Source organism: Verrucomicrobiia bacterium, from assembly GCA_019634625.1.
Classification (GTDB): Bacteria; Verrucomicrobiota; Verrucomicrobiia; order Limisphaerales; family CAIMTB01; genus CAIMTB01.
Genome location: JAHCBA010000018.1, coordinates 109,941 through 127,242, shown reverse-complemented (window position 1 = coordinate 127,242; position 17,302 = coordinate 109,941). Strand labels below are relative to the sequence as shown.

The window sequence follows — 17,302 nt, the reverse complement described above, 5'->3', positions numbered from 1 at the left end:
CTTCCTGGGCGCAGCCGACTGGAGCACGGCGTCAGCAGAATATCGCCTGGCGCTTTACGTGATTGGCGGGACGTCAGGGCGGAGCGACAAGCGGGTGCTGGATCCGGAGGCGATCCGGGCGGAACTGGCGAGGGGCGGTCAACTACCGCTGGGTCAGATCCTTCGGTTGCGGATCCGGCACATGACCGACGGGGTGTTCCTGGGATCGAAGGAGTTCGTGGACCAGATGTGGGAGCAGCACCGGGACAAGTTCGGCAAGCGGCGCAAGAGCGGTGCCCGCATCATTCGGGGTGCCCCGATCCCGGGGCTTACCGTGCTGCGGGATCTGCGAGTGCATGCGGTGGGGTAGTCAATCTGGAAGGTCCACCCATCAGATCATGCCCACATGCGGCGATGCCCCGTGCTGAACCGGTGATCCCGGAATGGTGGGGAGAGGTGAGAGCATCGCGAAGCGTGCCATCGGAGGGCCTAGTTCCACGAGGCCTCAACGGTGGGGTGCTTTGGATTGCGGACTCGCGGAGATCGTCCCTCCGAGTCGCTGCGTCCTCACCCACAACCCACGGATGCAGCGGCGCTGAACCAACCGCTGGTTTTTGCGTCGCCTTCCGCCCTGCCACCCAGTACCAATCGCCAATCGACGGTTCTCCGTCTGGCCCCTCCAGACCATGGATTCTCCAGCAAAGCCCCGGATCGTCCCGCTCCCGCTTCTGCCTCTCGCCGGACTCGCTTTCCTGGCTGTCTTCCCAGCCATCTGCGCGTCTGCCAACGCCCTTGCCGCCCCGGTCGAACTTGAGCCCAATCCGGACCCCACCGTCGAATGGATCGTCGAGGGACGCACGGTCGCCCTTTCGGGTCATGTCCGATTCTCCCGGCTCATCCTGCGCCATCACGCCGTCGTCACTCATCCCCCTCAGGACGGCCCCGACGCACGCTCGCTCTTCCTCGAAGTCGGGCACCTCACCATCGACGCCACCAGTCGTATCGATGTCTCAGCACGCGGGTTCCCTGGGGTCCGAAACCCGGACTCCGACGCCTCCAATCGACCCGACCCCGCCCACGTCGGCGTCGTTCCCCAGCGTCACGGCGGCAGCCACGGCGGGCTGGGGGGACGGGGCAACGTTCCAGGAGATGCCATCCCCCCCTATGGCGATCATCGCCAACCTCGCTCCCTCGGCCTTGGCGGCAGTGCGGACATCGGATCGGCTGGCGACGGCGGCGGCCTCCTCCGACTCGTCGCCGACACCCTCGAACTCGACGGCTCCATCCTCGCCAACGGCGGACCCGGCTCCCTCTACGGTGGCGGTGGCGCCGGCGGTTCCATCGAAATCCAAACCCGGCTCCTGCTCGGTGCCGGTGAGATTCGCGCCGATGGCGGCCATGGCAGCCCCCAATCTGGCGGCGGCGGCGGCGGTCGTGTGGCGGTCCTGTATCGTACCGCCTCTGGCGGTATCCTCGACCGCATCTCCACGCTGGGCGGCACCGGCCATGAGCAAGGCGCCCCAGGCACCCTCTTCACCATCCGTGATTCCACTCCCGGCCGCCTGATCATCCGAGGGCCCGGACGCGAAACGCCCCTTCCAGCCGACACCTCAGGCGACCTGGTGACCGTCGATGGCGCCCGTGTCCAAGCCCTCTCCTTCCGGGCGTTGGAACTTTTCCTTCGGCGCGGTGCCGTCCTCACCCACGTCCCGCCCAGCCCCGGCTCCCATCCCGGGCTGTCCCTTGCGGTGGACCACCTCGTCATCGAAGCCGGCAGTCACATCGACGCGGCGGGCCGCGGTTATCCAGGCGCCCAAACGCAAACCAACCCCGACACCGCCGGTCGGACCCTCAACTTCCAGCCCGGCAGCAGAAGTCGCCATGGCGGCAGTCACGCCGGCCTCGGCGGCTTCGGCAACATCGATGGAAACCCCAACGCCCCCTACGGGGAACCCTCCCATCCCAACACCCTCGGCAGCGGCGGCGGCTCCGACAACGGTCCCGCCGGCGACGGGGGCGGCCGGATTGCCATCATCGCCCAACGCCTCGAACTCCACGGCACACTCTCCGTCCGCGGCACCGACGGCTCCCGCTACGGGGGTGGCGGCTCCGGCGGCAGCATCCTCATCCAGGCTGATTACCTGTCCGGCTCCGGATCGGTGCTCGCCGACGGCGGCGCCGGAGGCCTCGAATCCGGCGGGGGGGGCGGCGGCCTCATCGCCATTCGCTACCTCCGATCCGATTTCCCCGCCTCACGCATCTCCTCCCAAGGTGGCGACGGTTACCAACCCGGCGCCCCGGGAAGCGTCCTCGTCGAACCGCGGTTCTGATCATCCCTCAACCGCGCCCACCCGACGCCGACGCCCCCAGCCGGACGCCTTCCCCAATCCGATCCGGCACCAACCCCTGAACCCCTCGATCCCACGTCCATTCGCGAGATCCGGCCGATCACCGGCGACGAGGGCGTTGCGCCCCGGTGCCCGTTCATTTCAGGGGCCAGAAGATCGGCAGAACCAGCAGCACCGTCGCCAGCACCACCAGTGTCAGGGGCAGCCCGACTTTCGGGAAGTCCAGGAACCGATACCCGCCCGGGCCCATGATCAGCACGTTGCCCGGATGCGACACCGGGCTGCTGAACCCCGCCGAGGCCGCCAGTGCCACCGTCATCATCACGGCGTGAGGCGACAGCCCCGCGCCGATGGCCAACTCGAGGGCCAGGGGCGCCATCAACACCACCAGGGCCGTGCCCGGGATGAACCACGTTCCCGTCGAGGTCAGAAGAAACAACGCCGCCACCACCAGCCACGGATCCGCATCCCGCACCCACTCGACCCCTGCGGCGCCCAGGGCCGCCGCCGCCCCGGAACGTTCCAACGCCGTGGCCAGGGGCAGCATCCCGCCGATCAGCACCACCGCCTTCCAATCGACCGCCGCATACGCGTCGTCCACCCGCAGGCAACCGCCAAGCACCATGAGCACCGCCGCCGTCAATGCCGCCAGCGGCACCGCCAGCCAGCCCGTCGCCGACAGGATCAGGAACACCAGGACCGCCGCCACCGCCATCGGGGCCCGGGTGCGCAACGGCACCTTCTGTGCCGCCTGGCTCAGCACGATGAAATCCGGCTCGCCACCCAGCAGCGGGTGGCGGCTCCTCGGACCGTACAGCAGCAGCGCGTCCCCGAACTGGAGCGGAAGATCCTGAAGCCGATGGGTGAGGGCCTTGCCCGCCCTCCAGATGCCCAGCACGCTCATCCCGTACCGCTCCCGAAACCGGATCTGCCGCAGCGTCTTCCCCGCCAGCCCGGTTCGCGGTGACAACACCACCTCGATCAACCCCAGTCGTTCGGATTCGAAATCCCCCCATTCGGGCGACACCTCCCGTTCAAGTTCGAAATCCCGGAACCCCTGCAGCGCCCGCAACTCTTCGCTCCGCCCCTCGATCAGGAGAGCATCCCCCGCCCGCAGTTCCTCGTCCGGTCCCGGCATCGCGGTCTTCGTGTCCCCGCGTCCCAACGCCAGCACCGTCATGCCCAACGCCTCCCCCAGCCGGGTCTCGGACAACGGCCGTCCCGCCAGCGGCGACCCCTCCGGAATCCGCACCGTGAACAGTCGCGACTCCAGGTCGTATCCCCCGGCCACTTCGTCCCTCGGCGTCTCCCGCACCGCTTCCCAACCCGCACCGGTCCGAAGCTCGGCCAGCCGCTCGGTCGGCCCCTGCACCAGCAGGACGTCGCCCGGCATCAGACGCCGGTCCTGAAGGTGGCTCCGGAAGATCTCCGGTCCGCGCTTCAGCGCCACCACGTTGACCCCCCAGCTCTGGCGCGCGTCCAGCCAGGCCAGGGTGCGCCCCACAAGGGCCGAACCCTTCGCCACCATGCACTCCGCGAACCCGATGTGCTCCGGGAACCACCCTTCCATCTCCGAACCGCTCTCCTCCATCACCAGACCCCGCCAGGCCGCCAGATCCTGGAGCTGGTCGGGCGTCCCCTGGATCAGCAGCCGGTCGTCGTCCTGCAGCACCGTCCACCGGTCGGGCGCCAGCCGCGTCTGCCCGTCCCGCAGGATGCCGGCCACATGCAGCCGCAAGGCCGAGCCCAGCCGGCTCTCCTCCAGCGTGCGCCCCACCAGCGCGCAACCCGGCGGCAGGCGCAGCACAAACATCCGCTCATGCAGCCCGTAGTGCTGCGTCAGGTTGGGAAGCGCCGTCGAGGGCGCCGGCTCCTCCATCCCGCGCCCGGCCAGCAGGCGGCGCCCCAGCACCGCCATGAAGCCGATCCCCACCACCGCCGCGGCCCCGCCCACGGGCAGAAAGTCGAAGAAGCCGAACGGTTTCAATCCCGCCTCCCGCAACGCCTGGCTGGCCAGCAGGTTCGGCATCGTCGCGAAGGTCGTGGTCATGCCGCCCAGCAATCCGCCAAAGGCCAGCGGCATCAGAAGCCGCGCCGGTGCCACCCCGGTCCGTCGCGCCATGTCCATCACCACCGGCAGGAACAGCGCCACGATGGCCACGGTGTTCATCACAAACGACAACGCCGCCGCCGTCGCCATCAGCGCCGCCACCAACCGGAACTCCCCCCTGCCCCCCACCCGCTGCACCCACTGCCCCAGCCACTGCGCCACGCCGGTCCGCTGCAGGCCGGCGCTCAGCACGAAGACCCCGACGACCGTGACCACCGCGGCATTGGCAAACCCGGCGATCGCCTCCTCCGGCTCGATGGCCCGCGCCCAGGCCAGGGCCAGCAGCACCAGCACCGCCACCACGTCGGTTCGCAGCCAGCCCGTGACCAGCAGCAGCACGGCCCCCCCGAGAATCCCGAGCACCGTGATGATCTCCGGCGTCACGGCGGCATCAGCGGCCCGGCCGCCTTCTCGTCAATGGTCAACTGGATCTGCCGCGGTTCCATGTCCTCCAGGGTCAGATCGGAGGGATGATTCAGATCACTGCTCGCCAACGGGTACACACGCAACCCGGGGTTCGCCCGCCACAGCTTGAGCGACAGCCGGAAGTCGTCGTCCCGCACAAACAAAAAGGCCCGCCGCGGTCCCGAAAACGTGGCCTTCACATTGGTGGGCCAAAGATCGCTCACCTCGAGATGCACCGGGAGCTGGCTGTACGTCACCGGCACGTCAAATGTGCGCCGCACCACCTGCGACCGGTGCACCACCACCGTCCACAGCAGCACCGCCAACCCCAGCGCCCCCAGCTTCTCCCTCGCATTCTCCCGCAGAAATCCGTACCAGGACCACCTCGATTCCCCCACCGGCGACAGTTCCCGGTAAAACGCCTCGAGGATCGCCGCCAGTTCCGCGCTGTCCGCCACCGTCCGGATCTCCCCGCGCCGCGCCACCGAAATCGTCCCGCGCTCCTCCGACACCGCCAGGCACAGCGCGTCGGCCCTCTCCGACAGGCCCAGCGCCGCCGCATGACGCGTGCCGCTCCGGGGCAGCTTCTCGAAGTTCTTCGACAACGGCAGGTGGCAGCCCAGCTTCTCCACCCGGTTCCCATCCAGGATCACCGCGCCGTCGTGCCCCGACGAATGCGGATCGAAAATGCTCTTGAGCAGCGGCTCGCTCAGCAATCCGTCCACCTCCTCGCCCCCCTCGATGTGGCGCCCGATGACATCCCGCCCCCGCAGCACCACCAACGCCCCCACGCGCGCCCGCGCCAGGTCGGACAGCGTCCGCGCCAGAATCTCCACCTCCCGGGGCACCATCCGCCGCGAACTGCGCCGGTACAGCGGCACCCGCCGTTCCACCCACCAGAGCGCCACCCGCTCGAAGAAGTACCGCAGATCCTCCTGAAAGATCACCACCAGGGCGATCAGGATGACCGCGAAGAACCCCTGCAACAGTGCCGTCGTCAGCACCAGGTTGAAACGGCGGGCCAGCAGGAACACCGCCCCCATGATCACCATCCCCGTCAGAATCATCGCCGAGCGCCGCGTCCGCCGCAGCGCCAGCAGGAAGGTGTAGATGACCAGCGTGACGATCGCGATGTCGAGCGACCCGGCCAGGCCGATCTCCCGCAGCGGACTCGTCGCACGCTCAAGCCATTCCATGGTCGCCGCCCTTCAACGCGTTTCCACCACCAGACGCCGAATCCCCGACAGCGGAATCCGCACCCAGTCCGGGCGATGGTTCAACTCGTACCCAAGCTCGTACAACGCCTTGTCCAGCACGTAGGCCTCGAGCATCGCGCGGCGGTCCTCCTCCGACCCCGGCAGCACCGAACTGCCGCTCATGGCCCCGAAGTACGCCCCCAGATAGGTCCCGCCCACCGCCGTCTGCCACATCCGCGCCCAGGGCTCGAAACGCCCGACCCGTTCCACCTCGAGACTCCCGCGCTCCACATGCTGCCGCAACGCCGCATGGGCCGCGTACTCGAACGACCGCAGCATCCCCGCCACGTCCCGCAGCGGCGAGCGCTTCAGAATCCGTTCGCCCAGGGCCAGCGCCGGTTCCCCCTCGAAATCGAAAATCACGAAGTCCTTCCCGGTCCACAACACCTGCCCGAGATGGTAGTCCCCGTGGATCCGCGTCCGCCATGCCACAATCCGCCGCTCGAACACCGGACGGAACCGCTCCACGATCGCCCCCTCCAAACCCAGCACCTCCTCGGCCAGCGCAACGACGTCCTCCGGCAACTGACGGATCTGCCGGCGCAGCAACCGCAGGCTGACCATCGCCTGGTTGCGCATCGACTGGAACACGCCCCGAAGGTAGTGCGGCGTGAAGGGTTCCGGGGCGAAGGCGGGTTCCTCCTCGGTGTCCGCCGACAGCGCCAGGTGTAGCGCCGCCGTGCGCTCACCCAGCATGCGCGCCGACTCGATGTAGGTGCCCACCGTCTCCGGCACGCCCGCCGGCCAGGTGCCCGCGGTCCAGCGCAGAGGGTCCGACCCCAGCGCCGGGGCGGTCTGCCCCTGCGCATCCAGCGGGCCCACCCGTTCGTAGAAACGCCCCAACGAGTCCAGGGTCAGTTCCCAGGCGTCCTTCGCGTTGGCCACCAGCCCGTGCAGAATCCCCAAGGTCATGCGGGCCCCGCCCGGACCCGCCCATTCGAGGGCCCCGGCCAGTTCCGGCGTGTGCGCAAACCCGCGCTGCGCCAGAAACCGCCCGATCTCCAGGTCCGGATTGGTCCCCGCCTCCAGCCGGCGAAACACCTTCAGGATCAGCTTGTCCCCGTACACCATCGAGGTGTTGCTCTGCTCCGCCCGCAAGGGACTCGGCTCGGGAGCCGGCCCCTCGCCCAGCAGCCGTCGCAACACCCCGGTCCGGCTGCCCTCCAGTTCCCCCCCCTCCCCCCGCACATGGCGGCGGTTCCGGATGGCCTCGATCAGGGCCCGACCCAGTTCCGACCCAACCCCCGCATCCACCAGCCAGCCGCGCGTTCCGTCCGCCCCTTGCACCTCGCCCAGCACCAGGCGCGGCCAGCGCTCCAGCAGCGGCCCCGCCTGCCCGCCCGCCACGAACGCCAGCGGCAGCAGATACACCTCGGGATCGCCCTGCACGTAATCCACCCGCGCCAGGACCAGGTGCGGGGCGTCATCCCCTCCGCCCAGCGGCACCGAGGCCGTCAGGGACACCTGCTTGATGGTCCGTGCCTTGGCGCCGAACCAGCGCTGGCCCCGCAGAAAATCGGGCAGCGCCGCCTCCAGCGCCGTCCGGCCCCGCCCGGACAGCAGTTCCCTCCAGGACTTGCCGACGGTGAATCCCCGCGCCCCGGGTCCATGCGCCGCCCGCTCGCCCTCCCCGTTGGCCGACCGCGGTTCGAGGGAAAACCAGTAGAACGCATGAGGCCCGAGCGTCAGGAAATACGGCCGGTCCTCGATCGGGGGAAACGCGTTGCGCCCGAAAAGCTCCACCGGAACGGTGTTGCGATGGGCCGCCAGATCGAGTTCGACCGGCTGCACAAACCGCGAAAGGTTCGCCACCACCAGCAGCGTCTCGTTCCCGTGGCGTAGCAGGAAGCTGAGGATCCGCCGGTTCTCAGGCTGCAGAAACTCGCAACGCCCCTCGCCCAGGGCCCGCCAGCGCTTCCGCAGCGCCAGCAGACGCCGCATCCACCACAACAGCGAATGCGGGTTGCCCAGCTGCGCCTCCACGTTGACCGCCTCGTAGTGATACTCCGGATCGTAGATGATCGGCAGATACAGGCTCTGCGGGTTGCCCCGCGAAAACCCCGCATTCTTGTCCGAACTCCACTGCATGGGCGTCCGCACCCCGTTGCGGTCCCCGAGAAAGATGTTCTCCCCCAGCCCGATCTCGTCGCCGTAGTACAACACCGGCGTTCCCGGCAGCGAAAACAGCAGGGCGTTGAGCAGCTCGATGCGCTTCCGGTCGTTGCCCAGCAGCGGCGCCAGTCGCCGGCGGATCCCCAGATTCAGCCGCGCCATCTGCACGTGGGCGTACATCCGGTACATGTAGTCGCGCTCCTCGTCGGTCACCATCTCGAGCGTCAGCTCGTCGTGGTTGCGCAAGAACAACGCCCACTGCGCCGTCTCCGGAATCGCCGGGGTCTGCTCCAGAATGTCCACGATGGGCGTCCGGTCCTCCATCCGGAGCGCCATGAACAGCCGCGGCATCAAGGGAAAATGAAACGCCATGTGGCATTCATCACCCCGTCCCCCCCCGAAGTAGGCCACGGCGTCCTCGGGCCACTGGTTCGCCTCCCCCAGCAGCATGCGGTCCCCGTACTTCCGGTCCACATGGGCCCTCAACCGCTTCAGGGCCTCGTGCGTCTCGGGCAGGTTCTCGCAGCTCGTCCCCTCCCGCTCGAACAGGTACGGCACGGCGTCCAAACGCACGCCGTCCACCCCGAGATCCAGCCAGAAGTCCAGCACCCGGATCATCTCCTCGAACACTTCCGGGTTGTCGTAGTTCAGGTCGGGCTGATGCGAGAAGAAGCGGTGCCAGTAGTAGGCCTCCGCCACATGGTCCCAGCTCCAGTTCGAGACCTCCACATCCTTGAAGATGATCCGCGCATCCTTGTACCGGTCCGGGGTGTCGCTCCAGACATAGAACTCCCGCCAGCGGCTCCCCGGCTTCGCCCGTCGCGCCCGCTGAAACCACGGATGCCGGTCCGAGGTGTGGTTCAGCACCAGCTCGGTGATCACCCGCAGCCCGCGCCGATGCGCCTCCTTCAGGAACACCCTGAAGTCGGCCAGCGTCCCGTAGTTCGGGTGCACGCTGAAATAGTCCGCGATGTCATACCCGTCGTCCCGCAGCGGCGACGGATAAAAGGGCAGCAGCCACAACGCCGTGATCCCCAGGTCCCGCAGATAGTCCAGTTTGCTGGTCAACCCCCTGAAATCCCCCACCCCGTTGCCATCCGAATCGCAGAAGGCACGCACGTGCACCTCGTAGATCACCCCCGACTTGTACCAGTGCGGGTCGCGGTCGAGTCCGTCGCGGGGGGCCGTCGCGGTCCGTCGTGTGGTCGCCATGGTGCGGTCTCCGGATTAACAGGGGTTGCTCATTGGTAGGTGTCGAAATCCCGCTCGCTGCGAAGATGGCTGCGCAGGCGGAAGATGTGCGCCGGCAGCAACTGCGGGTTCAGCTCGATGTAATTGCGCGCTCCGTGCCATGGGTACCGGGCGTCGGTCAACAGGTCGTGCACCTGGAAGTTCCCGCTCCGGTCGATCCCCAGATCGTCCAGGGGCAGTTCCAGCCAGCCGCTCTGCACATGGTGCGGGTCCAGGTTCACCACCACCAGCAGGATGTTGTCCAACGACGCCGTCGCCTTCGAGTACGCGATCAGTTGCGGGTTGTCGGTCCGGTGAAACCGCAACCCCTCGTTGGCCCATAACGCCGGGTTCTCCCGCCGGATCCGGTTCACCGACCGGATCAGTTCCGTCAGGTTCCCAGGGGCGTCCCAGTTCCAGTTCCGGATCTCGTACTTCTCGGAATTCAGGTACTCCTCGCTCCCCGCACTGCGCGGGCGGTTCTCGCACAACTCAAAAGCGGGTCCGTAAATCCCGTAACTGGCCCCCAGCGTCGCCGCCAGCACCAGCCGCGTCATGAAGGCCGGCCTCCCCCCGGCCTGCAGATACTGCGTCAGGATGTCCGGCGTGTTCGGCCACAGGTTCGGCCGGAAAAACTCCCGCACCGGCGACGAGGTCAGCTCCGTGAAATACTCCGTCAGCTCGTCCTTGGCGTTGCGCCACGGAAAGTAGTTGTACGACTGCGTGAACCCCAGCTTCGCCAGGGCATACATCAGCTTGGGCCGCGTGAACGCCTCGGACAGAAAGATCGCCTCCGGATGGACCGCCTTGATCGTCCCAATCGCCCATTCCCAGAACGCCAGCGCCTTGGTGTGCGGGTTGTCCACCCGGAATACCGTCACCCCCTGCCCGAGCCAGTACAGGAACACGCCCCGAAGCCCCTCCCATAACCCCCGCCAGTCCTCCGTCTCGAAATCGATCGGATAGATGTCCTGGTACTTCTTCGGCGGATTCTCGGCATACTGGATCGTCCCGTCCGGCCGCTTCCGAAACCATCCCGGATGCTCCCGCACCCACGGATGGTCCGGCGAACACTGGAAGGCCACGTCCAGCGCCAGCTCGATCCCCAACGCGCGCGCCCTCCCCACCAGCCGCCGGAAATCCTCCAGCGTCCCCAACTCCGGGTGGATCGCCGTGTGCCCCCCTTCCGCACCCCCGATCCCCCAGGGACTCCCCGGCTCCCCGGGTTCGCATTCCGTCCGGTTGTTCCGCCCCTTCCGAAAGGCCCGCCCGATCGGATGGATCGGCGGCAGGTACAGCACCTGGAATCCCATGTCCGCGATCCGCGGCAGCACGGCCTCGACGTCGCGGAAGGTCCCGTGCGGCCCCTGCCTCCCCGGACACGACCTCGGAAACATCTCGTACCAGGCCCCGAACCGCGCCAGCACCGGATCGACCGTCACCCGCAGCACCCGGCCGTACCGCGTTGCCAGGCGCCGGTCCGGGTGCCGCGCCATCGCCTCCGCCAGGTCCGCTCCCATGGCCCGCTCCGCCCTTGCCTCAACCGCCCCGCCGGTCCCGTCGCCCCGCACCGCCGCCGCCTCCTCCTTCAGCCATCGCCCCTCCCGGCCCCCGGCCCGGCCCGACGCCGCCTCCATCAGCGCCGCCCCGGCCAGCAGTTCCACCGACACTTCCTGCCCGGCCTTCCGCTTCTTCTCCGTGTCGTGCCGCCATGTCTCGAAGGCGTCCACCCACGCCTCCAGCGTGTATTCCGCCACCCCGGGCTCCGTCACCTCGAACGCCGCCCGCCACCGGTCGTTCCCCAACGCCGTCATCCGCTCCTCCTGCCATTCCCCCGCCGCCCCAGGCCGGTACCGCAGCACCGCCGCCAGCACATCGTGCCCGTCCGCAAAAATGTCCGCCTCCACCTCGACCCGTTCCCCCACCACCCGCTTGATCGCGTACCGCCCGGCGTCCAGTTCAGGGCTCACCCCCTCGATCCAGACCCGGCACCGCCCGTCCTCCTGGGGAACCGGGCCCGCCCTCCCAACCCCGACGGCGCCCGCCTCCTCCTTCCCGGATCTTCCGTTCCTCCCGGCCCCGCCCCGGGGCATTCCGGGCGACACGGCGGCCGCCCCCGATGGGGTGTTCGTTGGCTTCTTCATGTGGTTTGAAATCCTTTCCCCTCCCCGCCCCCCGGTCCCGCGGACACCGTCATGCCGGTCGCGCCCCCAGCCCCCCCCGCAATCCCCGGCCCGGTCGGCAGCGGCAGCTCGGCACGCACCTTCGGCAGGGCGCCCGGGTACTTCCGCTGGATCAATGCCAGCAGCTTCTCGCGGATCTCACACCGCAGATTCCATGCCCTCGAGGCGTCCTCCGAGGTCGCCAGCACCCGCAATTGCACCGTCCGCTCCGTGGCCTCCGTCACCTGCAGGTTCCAGAACTTCCCGTCCCAGTCCTCGCAGCTCTTCACAATCCGCCCCACCTCCGGCCGCAGCTCGTCCACCGGCATCGTGTAGTCCACATGCAGGAACACCGATCCCAGGATGTCGGCCGAAACGCGGGTCCAGTTCTGAAACGGTCGTTCGATGAAATACCCGATCGGAACCACCAGCCGCCGCAGATCCCAGATCCGCACCACCACGTACGTCAGTGTGATCTCCTCGATCCGGCCCCACTCGTTCTCGACAATCACCACGTCGTCCACCCGGATCGGCTGGGTCATCGCGATCTGAAATCCCGCCACCACCGTGGCGATGCTCCGCTGCGCCGCAAAGCCCACCACGATCCCCAGCACCCCGGCCGACGCCAGGATGCTGGCCCCCAGTTGCCGCACCGGCTCGAACACCATCAGCATCGACCCCGCCGTCAAAACCACGATCACCACCACCGCCAGCTTCCGCAGCACCTGGACCTGGGTGAAGATCTTCCGCGCCGCCAGGTTGTCCTTCACGTCGATCCGGTACTGCGCCAGCACCGCCGTCTCCGCCGCCCGGACCAGCCGGTACACCACATACCCGATCGCCCCGATCAGCAGCAGGCTCGATCCCCTCTGAAACAATTCCTGCGCCGCCTCCGGAATGCTCAGCGTCGGCAGCACCAGAATCACCCCGACCAGCGGCAGCACCAGCCGCAACCCCTGCGTCACCAGCGTCCCAATCACGTCGTCCCAACGCCGCCCCGTCCGCGCCGACCACCGCTTCAACTGCCGCCCCACCACGTCCACCATCCGGATCAGCAGCCACAGCACCGTCCCAAACGTCCCCACCTCGCGCACCCACGCCAGTGCCCCAAGCACCAGCGATGGACTTTCCTCGCTGTCCCAATGCAGAAACAGGATCGATCCCGCCGCCGTCCCGCCCCAGATCCACACCCACAAGGTCAAGGGCGGCAACGCCGCCTCGAGAACCTCCCGCCACACCCGCCACTTCGCCACCTGACGCCGCGCCGCACCGGGATCCAACGCAGCCTCACCGGCCGCCTCCTCGGGCGGACGCCCCACCCGCCGCTTCAGCCACGGACAGACCAGATGCCACGCCACCGCCACGATCCCCAGCACCGCACCGCTCAGGGCCAGTTGCAGCCAGGTGATCCCCAATATCGTCTCCCAATGCACCCATCCGCCCACATGCGGCTCGAGTCGCATCCCCAGTTCGTTCAATCGCTCGCTCCAATCCGCGTGGTTCATGCCTTCTCGTATCCCATTCCTGGTTCTTTCCGCCTTTCTTCCTCCCGCAGACCCTGCGGCGCCCGGCCCGCCCTCTCACACTCACGAAGGTCGATTTCACCGCTCCGGACCCCGCCATTTTAGCCACGTCACCCCGTCGCTCCATACTCAATGCCGGAAAAGTTCCCCTCCCACCCCATTTCGGTGCTCAAGAAGGCCCGTTTCAGAGTCGATAATGGAACGGGAACGACGGACCTCCGGTCGCCGTGCGGCCCCCATCCAGGGTCCCGGCCCGCGGGTTGTCCCGACGGAATCCGCCGCCCCTGGACCCGGGAACCACCCTTCCCGATCGATGAATGCCATCTTGCCGCGCGCCTTGCTCGCCCTTCCAATGTGGCTTCACGCCACGTCCGGACGCGCTGCCGCTGCCACCGCCGCCCCGGAGACGGCTGCCGCCGAACCGCCCCCCGCCCTCCCCTCCCTGTCCCAGGCCCTCGATTTCGGCGTGGACCCCCTCGCCTTTACCGCCGTCCTCCTCGCCCTCGGGATCGCCCTTCTCATGATCCGCGGCAACGCCGCCCTGCGGCGTCGCCTGACCCAGCACACCCGCCAGATCGCGTCCCTGACCAAACAGAGCGAGGAGTACGCCACCCTCTTCGATGCCGTCCCCGCCCTCGTCCTCTTCAAGGACGACCAGAACCGCCACCTCCGCATCAATCGCGCCGGAGCCGAACTCCTCGGCCGCGCCCGCGAGGCCATCGAAGGCCATCACGCCTCCGAAATCGACCCGATCCGCGCCCAGCAGTTCCACCGCGACGATATCGAGGTCATCCGCTCCGGCCGCCCCAAACTCGGCATCATCGAGTCCTTCCCCGTCGCCGGCGGCGGGGAACGCTGGGTTCGTACCGACAAAATCCCCTACCGCGACCCCTCCGGCCGCGTCATCGGCGTCATCGTCTTCGCCGTCGATATCACCGAACGCCTCGAAGCCCAGCTCGCCCTCCAGTGCGCCCACGACGAACTCGAAGCCCGCGTCGAGGAACGTACCGCCGCCCTCAAGGCCGAGGTCCTCCACCGGCGCCGCGCCGAGGAGGAGGCCCGCCGCGCCCGCACCGAGGCCGAGTCCGCCGACCACGCCAAAAGCCAGTTCCTCGCCGCCATGAGTCACGAGATCCGGACCCCGATGAACGCCATCATCGGCATGTCCAATCTCCTCCTCGAAACCCCCCTCAACACCGAACAAAAGGAGTTCGCCCAAACCGTCCGCGTCAGCGGCGAAGCCCTCCTTACCATCATCAACGACATCCTCGACTTCTCCAAGATCGAGGCCGGCAAACTGGACTTCGAAGAGCGTGACTTCGACCTCCCCGAAGTGGTCGAGGGCGTCCTCGATGTCCTCGCCGAAACCGCCCAGTCCAAGGGCCTCGAACTCGCCGGACTCGTCGAATCCGATGTCCCCGCCCGACTCCGCGGTGACCCCGGCCGCCTCCGGCAAATCCTCCTCAACCTCGTCGCCAACGCCGTCAAGTTCACCCCCTCCGGCGAGGTCATCCTCACCGTCGGCTGTGTCGAACTCAACGATCTCGCCGCCCGCCTCCGCATCAGCGTCCGTGACACCGGCATTGGCATCCCTCCCGAAGCCCAGACACGCCTCTTCCAGCCGTTCGTCCAGGCCGACGCCGCCACCTCCCGCCACGTCGGCGGCACCGGCCTCGGCCTCGCCATCTCCCGACGCCTCGTCGAAATGATGGACGGTACCATCGAGGTCGAAAGCGCCCCCGGGCGCGGCTCCACCTTCACCTTCACCGTCCTCCTCCGCGCCGCCCAGTCCCCCGCCCCCCAGGTCGCTCCCACCCTTCGACCGGTCGCCGGCCGCCGTGCCCTCATCGTGGACGACAATGCCGCCAGCGGCGCCATCCTCGATTACCTCGCCACCTCCTGGGGCCTGCGCACCGGCGGTTGGGCCGCCAGTGCCGACGAAGCCCGCCGCCACCTCGAAGAAGCCCTCCAGGCCCGGGACCCCTTCGACATCGCCCTCATCGACCTCCATCTCCCCGGCCCCGACGGCCTCGAACTCGCCCGCTCCCTCCACGCCGATCCGCGCTTCAACGGGCTCCCCATCCTTCTCCTCGCCCCACGTTCCCACCGCATTGCGCCCGACACCCTCCGCCAGGCCGGTGTCCATGCCCGCGTCGGCAAACCCGTCCGCGCCTCGCAACTCCACTGCGCCGTCGCCAATGCCCTCGCCCCCCAGTCCATCCCCCGGTCCGCCCACCCCGCCTCCCCCGTCCACGGACTCCCCGCCCCCCCAAGCTGCGACCCGCAGCCTCCCAACCGCGCCGCCCTCCGCATCCTCGTCGCCGAAGACAATCTCGTGAACCAGAAGGTCACCGTCCGGCAACTCGCCTGCCTCGGTTACTCCGCCGACACCGTCGCCAATGGCTCCGAAGCCCTCGAGGCCATCCAGTCCGTCGCCTACAACGTCATCCTCATGGACTGTCTCATGCCCGAACTCGACGGCTACGAGACCACCCGACGCCTCCGCCGCCTCGGCCACGATTCCGCCCGCCTCTGCATCATCGCCATGACCGCCAACGCCATGCAGGGCGACCGCGAACAGTGCCTCGCCGCCGGCATGGACGACTACGTCGCCAAACCCACCCGCCTCGAACACCTCGAGGAAGCCCTCGACCGCGCCAAGGCCCGCCTCTTCCCCGGCCGCTCCGCCCTCGCCATCGCCTGACGCCTCCTTGACCCTCCCGCCCCGGCCTCCCTACGGTGCGCCCCCATGTCCCTGGTCCGCCCTCCGCCCCAGGACCTTCGTGGCGCCCTGCGTCATCTGGGTCCCGGACTGATCGTCTCGGCGGCCATCGTCGGCTCCGGGGAACTCATCGTCACCACCAAGCTCGGCGCCGAAATCGGCTTCACCCTCCTCTGGTTCATCATCCTCGGCTGCCTCATCAAGGTCTTCCTCCAGGTCGAGTTCGGCCGCTATGCCGTCAGCCACGGCCGCACCACCCTCCAAACCCTCGATTCCATCCCCGGTCCGCGCTGGATCGTGTCCTGGCTGGTCTGGTTCTGGATGCTCATGTTCGTCGCCACCTTCTTCCAGGTCGCCGGCATGGTCGGCGGTATCGTCGGCGCCCTCCGCCTCGCCGGCTGGAGCGCCGGCCTCTCCGATGCCACCTGGGTCGGAGCCGTCTGCGCCGTCACCGCCGTCCTCCTCGCCGTCGGCCACTACCGGATGATCGAACGCTTCTCCGCCGTCATGGTCGCCGCCTTCACCATCTTCACCGTCGCAGCCGTGGTGGCCCTCGCCTGGACCCCCTACGCCCTCCAGTGGAACCAGCTCGCCGGCGGTCTCCGCTTCGAATTGCCCGCCTCCTTCACCATCGCCTTCGCCGCCTTCGGCATCATCGGCGTCGGCGCCTCCGAACTCATCTACTACCCCTACTGGTGCCTCGAAAAAGGCTACGCCGCCTTCGTCGGCCCCGACGACGGCTCCGACGCCTGGAAGGAACGCGCCCGCGGATGGATCCGCGTCATGAACCTCGATGCCTGGGTCTCGATGGTCATCTACACCCTCGCCACCGTCGCCTTCTACCTCCTCGGCGCCGCCGTCCTCCACGCCCGCGGCACCCAGGTCACCGACCGCGATCTGATGGCCAGCCTCTCCGAAATGTACCGCGAGACGTTCGGCGCGATCGGCTTCTGGGGCTACCTCGCCGGCGCCCTCATCGTGCTCTACTCCACGGTCTTCATCGCCACCGCCTCCAACGGCCGCCTCATGGCCGACCTGCTCCGCCTCCTCCGCCTCATCCGCGCCCGTACCGAACCCCAGCAGCGCCGCGTCGTCCAGCTCACCTGCCTCGCCCTGCCCATCGTCTATTTTGTCCTCTATCTCACCGTCGGCGCTCCCGTCAGTCTCGTGCTGGTCGGCGCCCTCGCCCAGGCCCTCATGCTTCCCCTCCTCGCCGGCAGCACCCTCTATCTCCTCTACCGCCGCACCGACCCCGCCCTCCGTCCCCGCGGTCCCTGGATCTCCTGCCTCTGGATCTCCGCCTCCCTCATGGCCGTCGTCGGCCTCTACCAGGCCTTCGATCAGGCCCGCAAATGGTGGCCCTGACCGGGTGCTTGACCGTGTCCCCCCCTCCCTCCTAGGGTGCCCGACCCGTTCCGGGAAGGTACCTTCTGCCGGTCCTCCGGCGGGTTCCGA

At 68.4% G+C, this 17,302-nt stretch carries 9 protein-coding genes; 4 read left to right on the top strand and 5 right to left on the bottom strand.

The window, feature by feature from the left end; translation table 11 throughout:
- Both KF833_12605 and KF833_12600 read left to right on the top strand, forming a co-directional pair.
- Positions 1-349, top strand: a 349-nt coding sequence (locus KF833_12605) for a hypothetical protein (protein ID MBX3746138.1), incomplete at its 5' end; no start/stop codon positions are given.
- A gap of 316 nt (positions 350-665) precedes the next feature.
- Positions 666-2,309 (top strand): hypothetical protein, encoded by a 1,644-nt coding sequence (locus KF833_12600; GenBank protein MBX3746137.1) that lies wholly within the window; start codon positions 666-668, stop codon positions 2,307-2,309.
- Positions 2,310-2,463: 154 nt separating this feature from the next.
- Here KF833_12600 and KF833_12595 read toward each other — a convergent pair whose 3' ends face one another.
- The 5 genes from KF833_12595 to KF833_12575 are packed head-to-tail and all read right to left on the bottom strand — an operon-like array spanning position 2,464 to position 13,107.
- Positions 2,464-4,821 carry an SLC13 family permease gene (locus tag KF833_12595; GenBank protein ID MBX3746136.1) on the bottom strand — a complete coding sequence of 786 codons (2,358 nt, stop codon included), beginning with the start codon at positions 4,819-4,821 and terminating at the stop codon, positions 2,464-2,466.
- On the bottom strand, positions 4,818-6,038 hold the full coding sequence (locus KF833_12590) for a diadenylate cyclase (GenBank protein MBX3746135.1): 1,221 nt from the start codon (positions 6,036-6,038) through the stop codon (positions 4,818-4,820). Before KF833_12590 ends, KF833_12595 begins: the two co-directional genes overlap by 4 nt.
- A gap of 12 nt (positions 6,039-6,050) precedes the next feature.
- A complete protein-coding gene (gene treS, locus KF833_12585) occupies positions 6,051-9,422 on the bottom strand; it encodes a maltose alpha-D-glucosyltransferase (GenBank protein ID MBX3746134.1) in 3,372 nt (1,123 codons plus the stop codon).
- 29 nt (positions 9,423-9,451) lie between these two features.
- Complete coding sequence (locus KF833_12580) at positions 9,452-11,533, bottom strand: alpha-1,4-glucan--maltose-1-phosphate maltosyltransferase (protein MBX3746133.1); 2,082 nt, start codon at positions 11,531-11,533, stop codon at positions 9,452-9,454.
- 47 nt (positions 11,534-11,580) lie between these two features.
- Complete coding sequence (locus tag KF833_12575) at positions 11,581-13,107, bottom strand: mechanosensitive ion channel (GenBank protein ID MBX3746132.1); 1,527 nt, start codon at positions 13,105-13,107, stop codon at positions 11,581-11,583.
- A gap of 331 nt (positions 13,108-13,438) precedes the next feature.
- Between KF833_12575 and KF833_12570 the strand changes: the two genes are divergently transcribed.
- Positions 13,439-15,829: a response regulator gene (locus tag KF833_12570; protein ID MBX3746131.1), complete on the top strand. Its 2,391-nt coding sequence runs from the start codon at positions 13,439-13,441 to the stop codon at positions 15,827-15,829.
- A gap of 45 nt (positions 15,830-15,874) precedes the next feature.
- Complete coding sequence (locus KF833_12565; GenBank protein MBX3746130.1) at positions 15,875-17,212, top strand: Nramp family divalent metal transporter; 1,338 nt, start codon at positions 15,875-15,877, stop codon at positions 17,210-17,212.
- Positions 17,213-17,302 lie beyond the last annotated feature (90 nt).

Excerpts from the sequence above, each read along its gene's own strand:
- KF833_12600 (MBX3746137.1), top strand. The coding sequence starts at position 666 with ATGGATTCTCCAGCAAAGCCCCGGATCGTCCCGCTCCCGCTTCTGCCT.
- KF833_12590 (MBX3746135.1), bottom strand. The coding sequence starts at position 6,038 with ATGGAATGGCTTGAGCGTGCGACGAGTCCGCTGCGGGAGATCGGCCTG.
- treS (MBX3746134.1), bottom strand. The coding sequence starts at position 9,422 with ATGGCGACCACACGACGGACCGCGACGGCCCCCCGCGACGGACTCGAC.
- KF833_12580 (MBX3746133.1), bottom strand. The coding sequence starts at position 11,533 with ATGCCCCGGGGCGGGGCCGGGAGGAACGGAAGATCCGGGAAGGAGGAG.
- KF833_12575 (MBX3746132.1), bottom strand. The coding sequence starts at position 13,107 with ATGAACCACGCGGATTGGAGCGAGCGATTGAACGAACTGGGGATGCGA.
- KF833_12570 (MBX3746131.1), top strand. The coding sequence starts at position 13,439 with ATGAATGCCATCTTGCCGCGCGCCTTGCTCGCCCTTCCAATGTGGCTT.
- KF833_12565 (MBX3746130.1), top strand. The coding sequence starts at position 15,875 with ATGTCCCTGGTCCGCCCTCCGCCCCAGGACCTTCGTGGCGCCCTGCGT.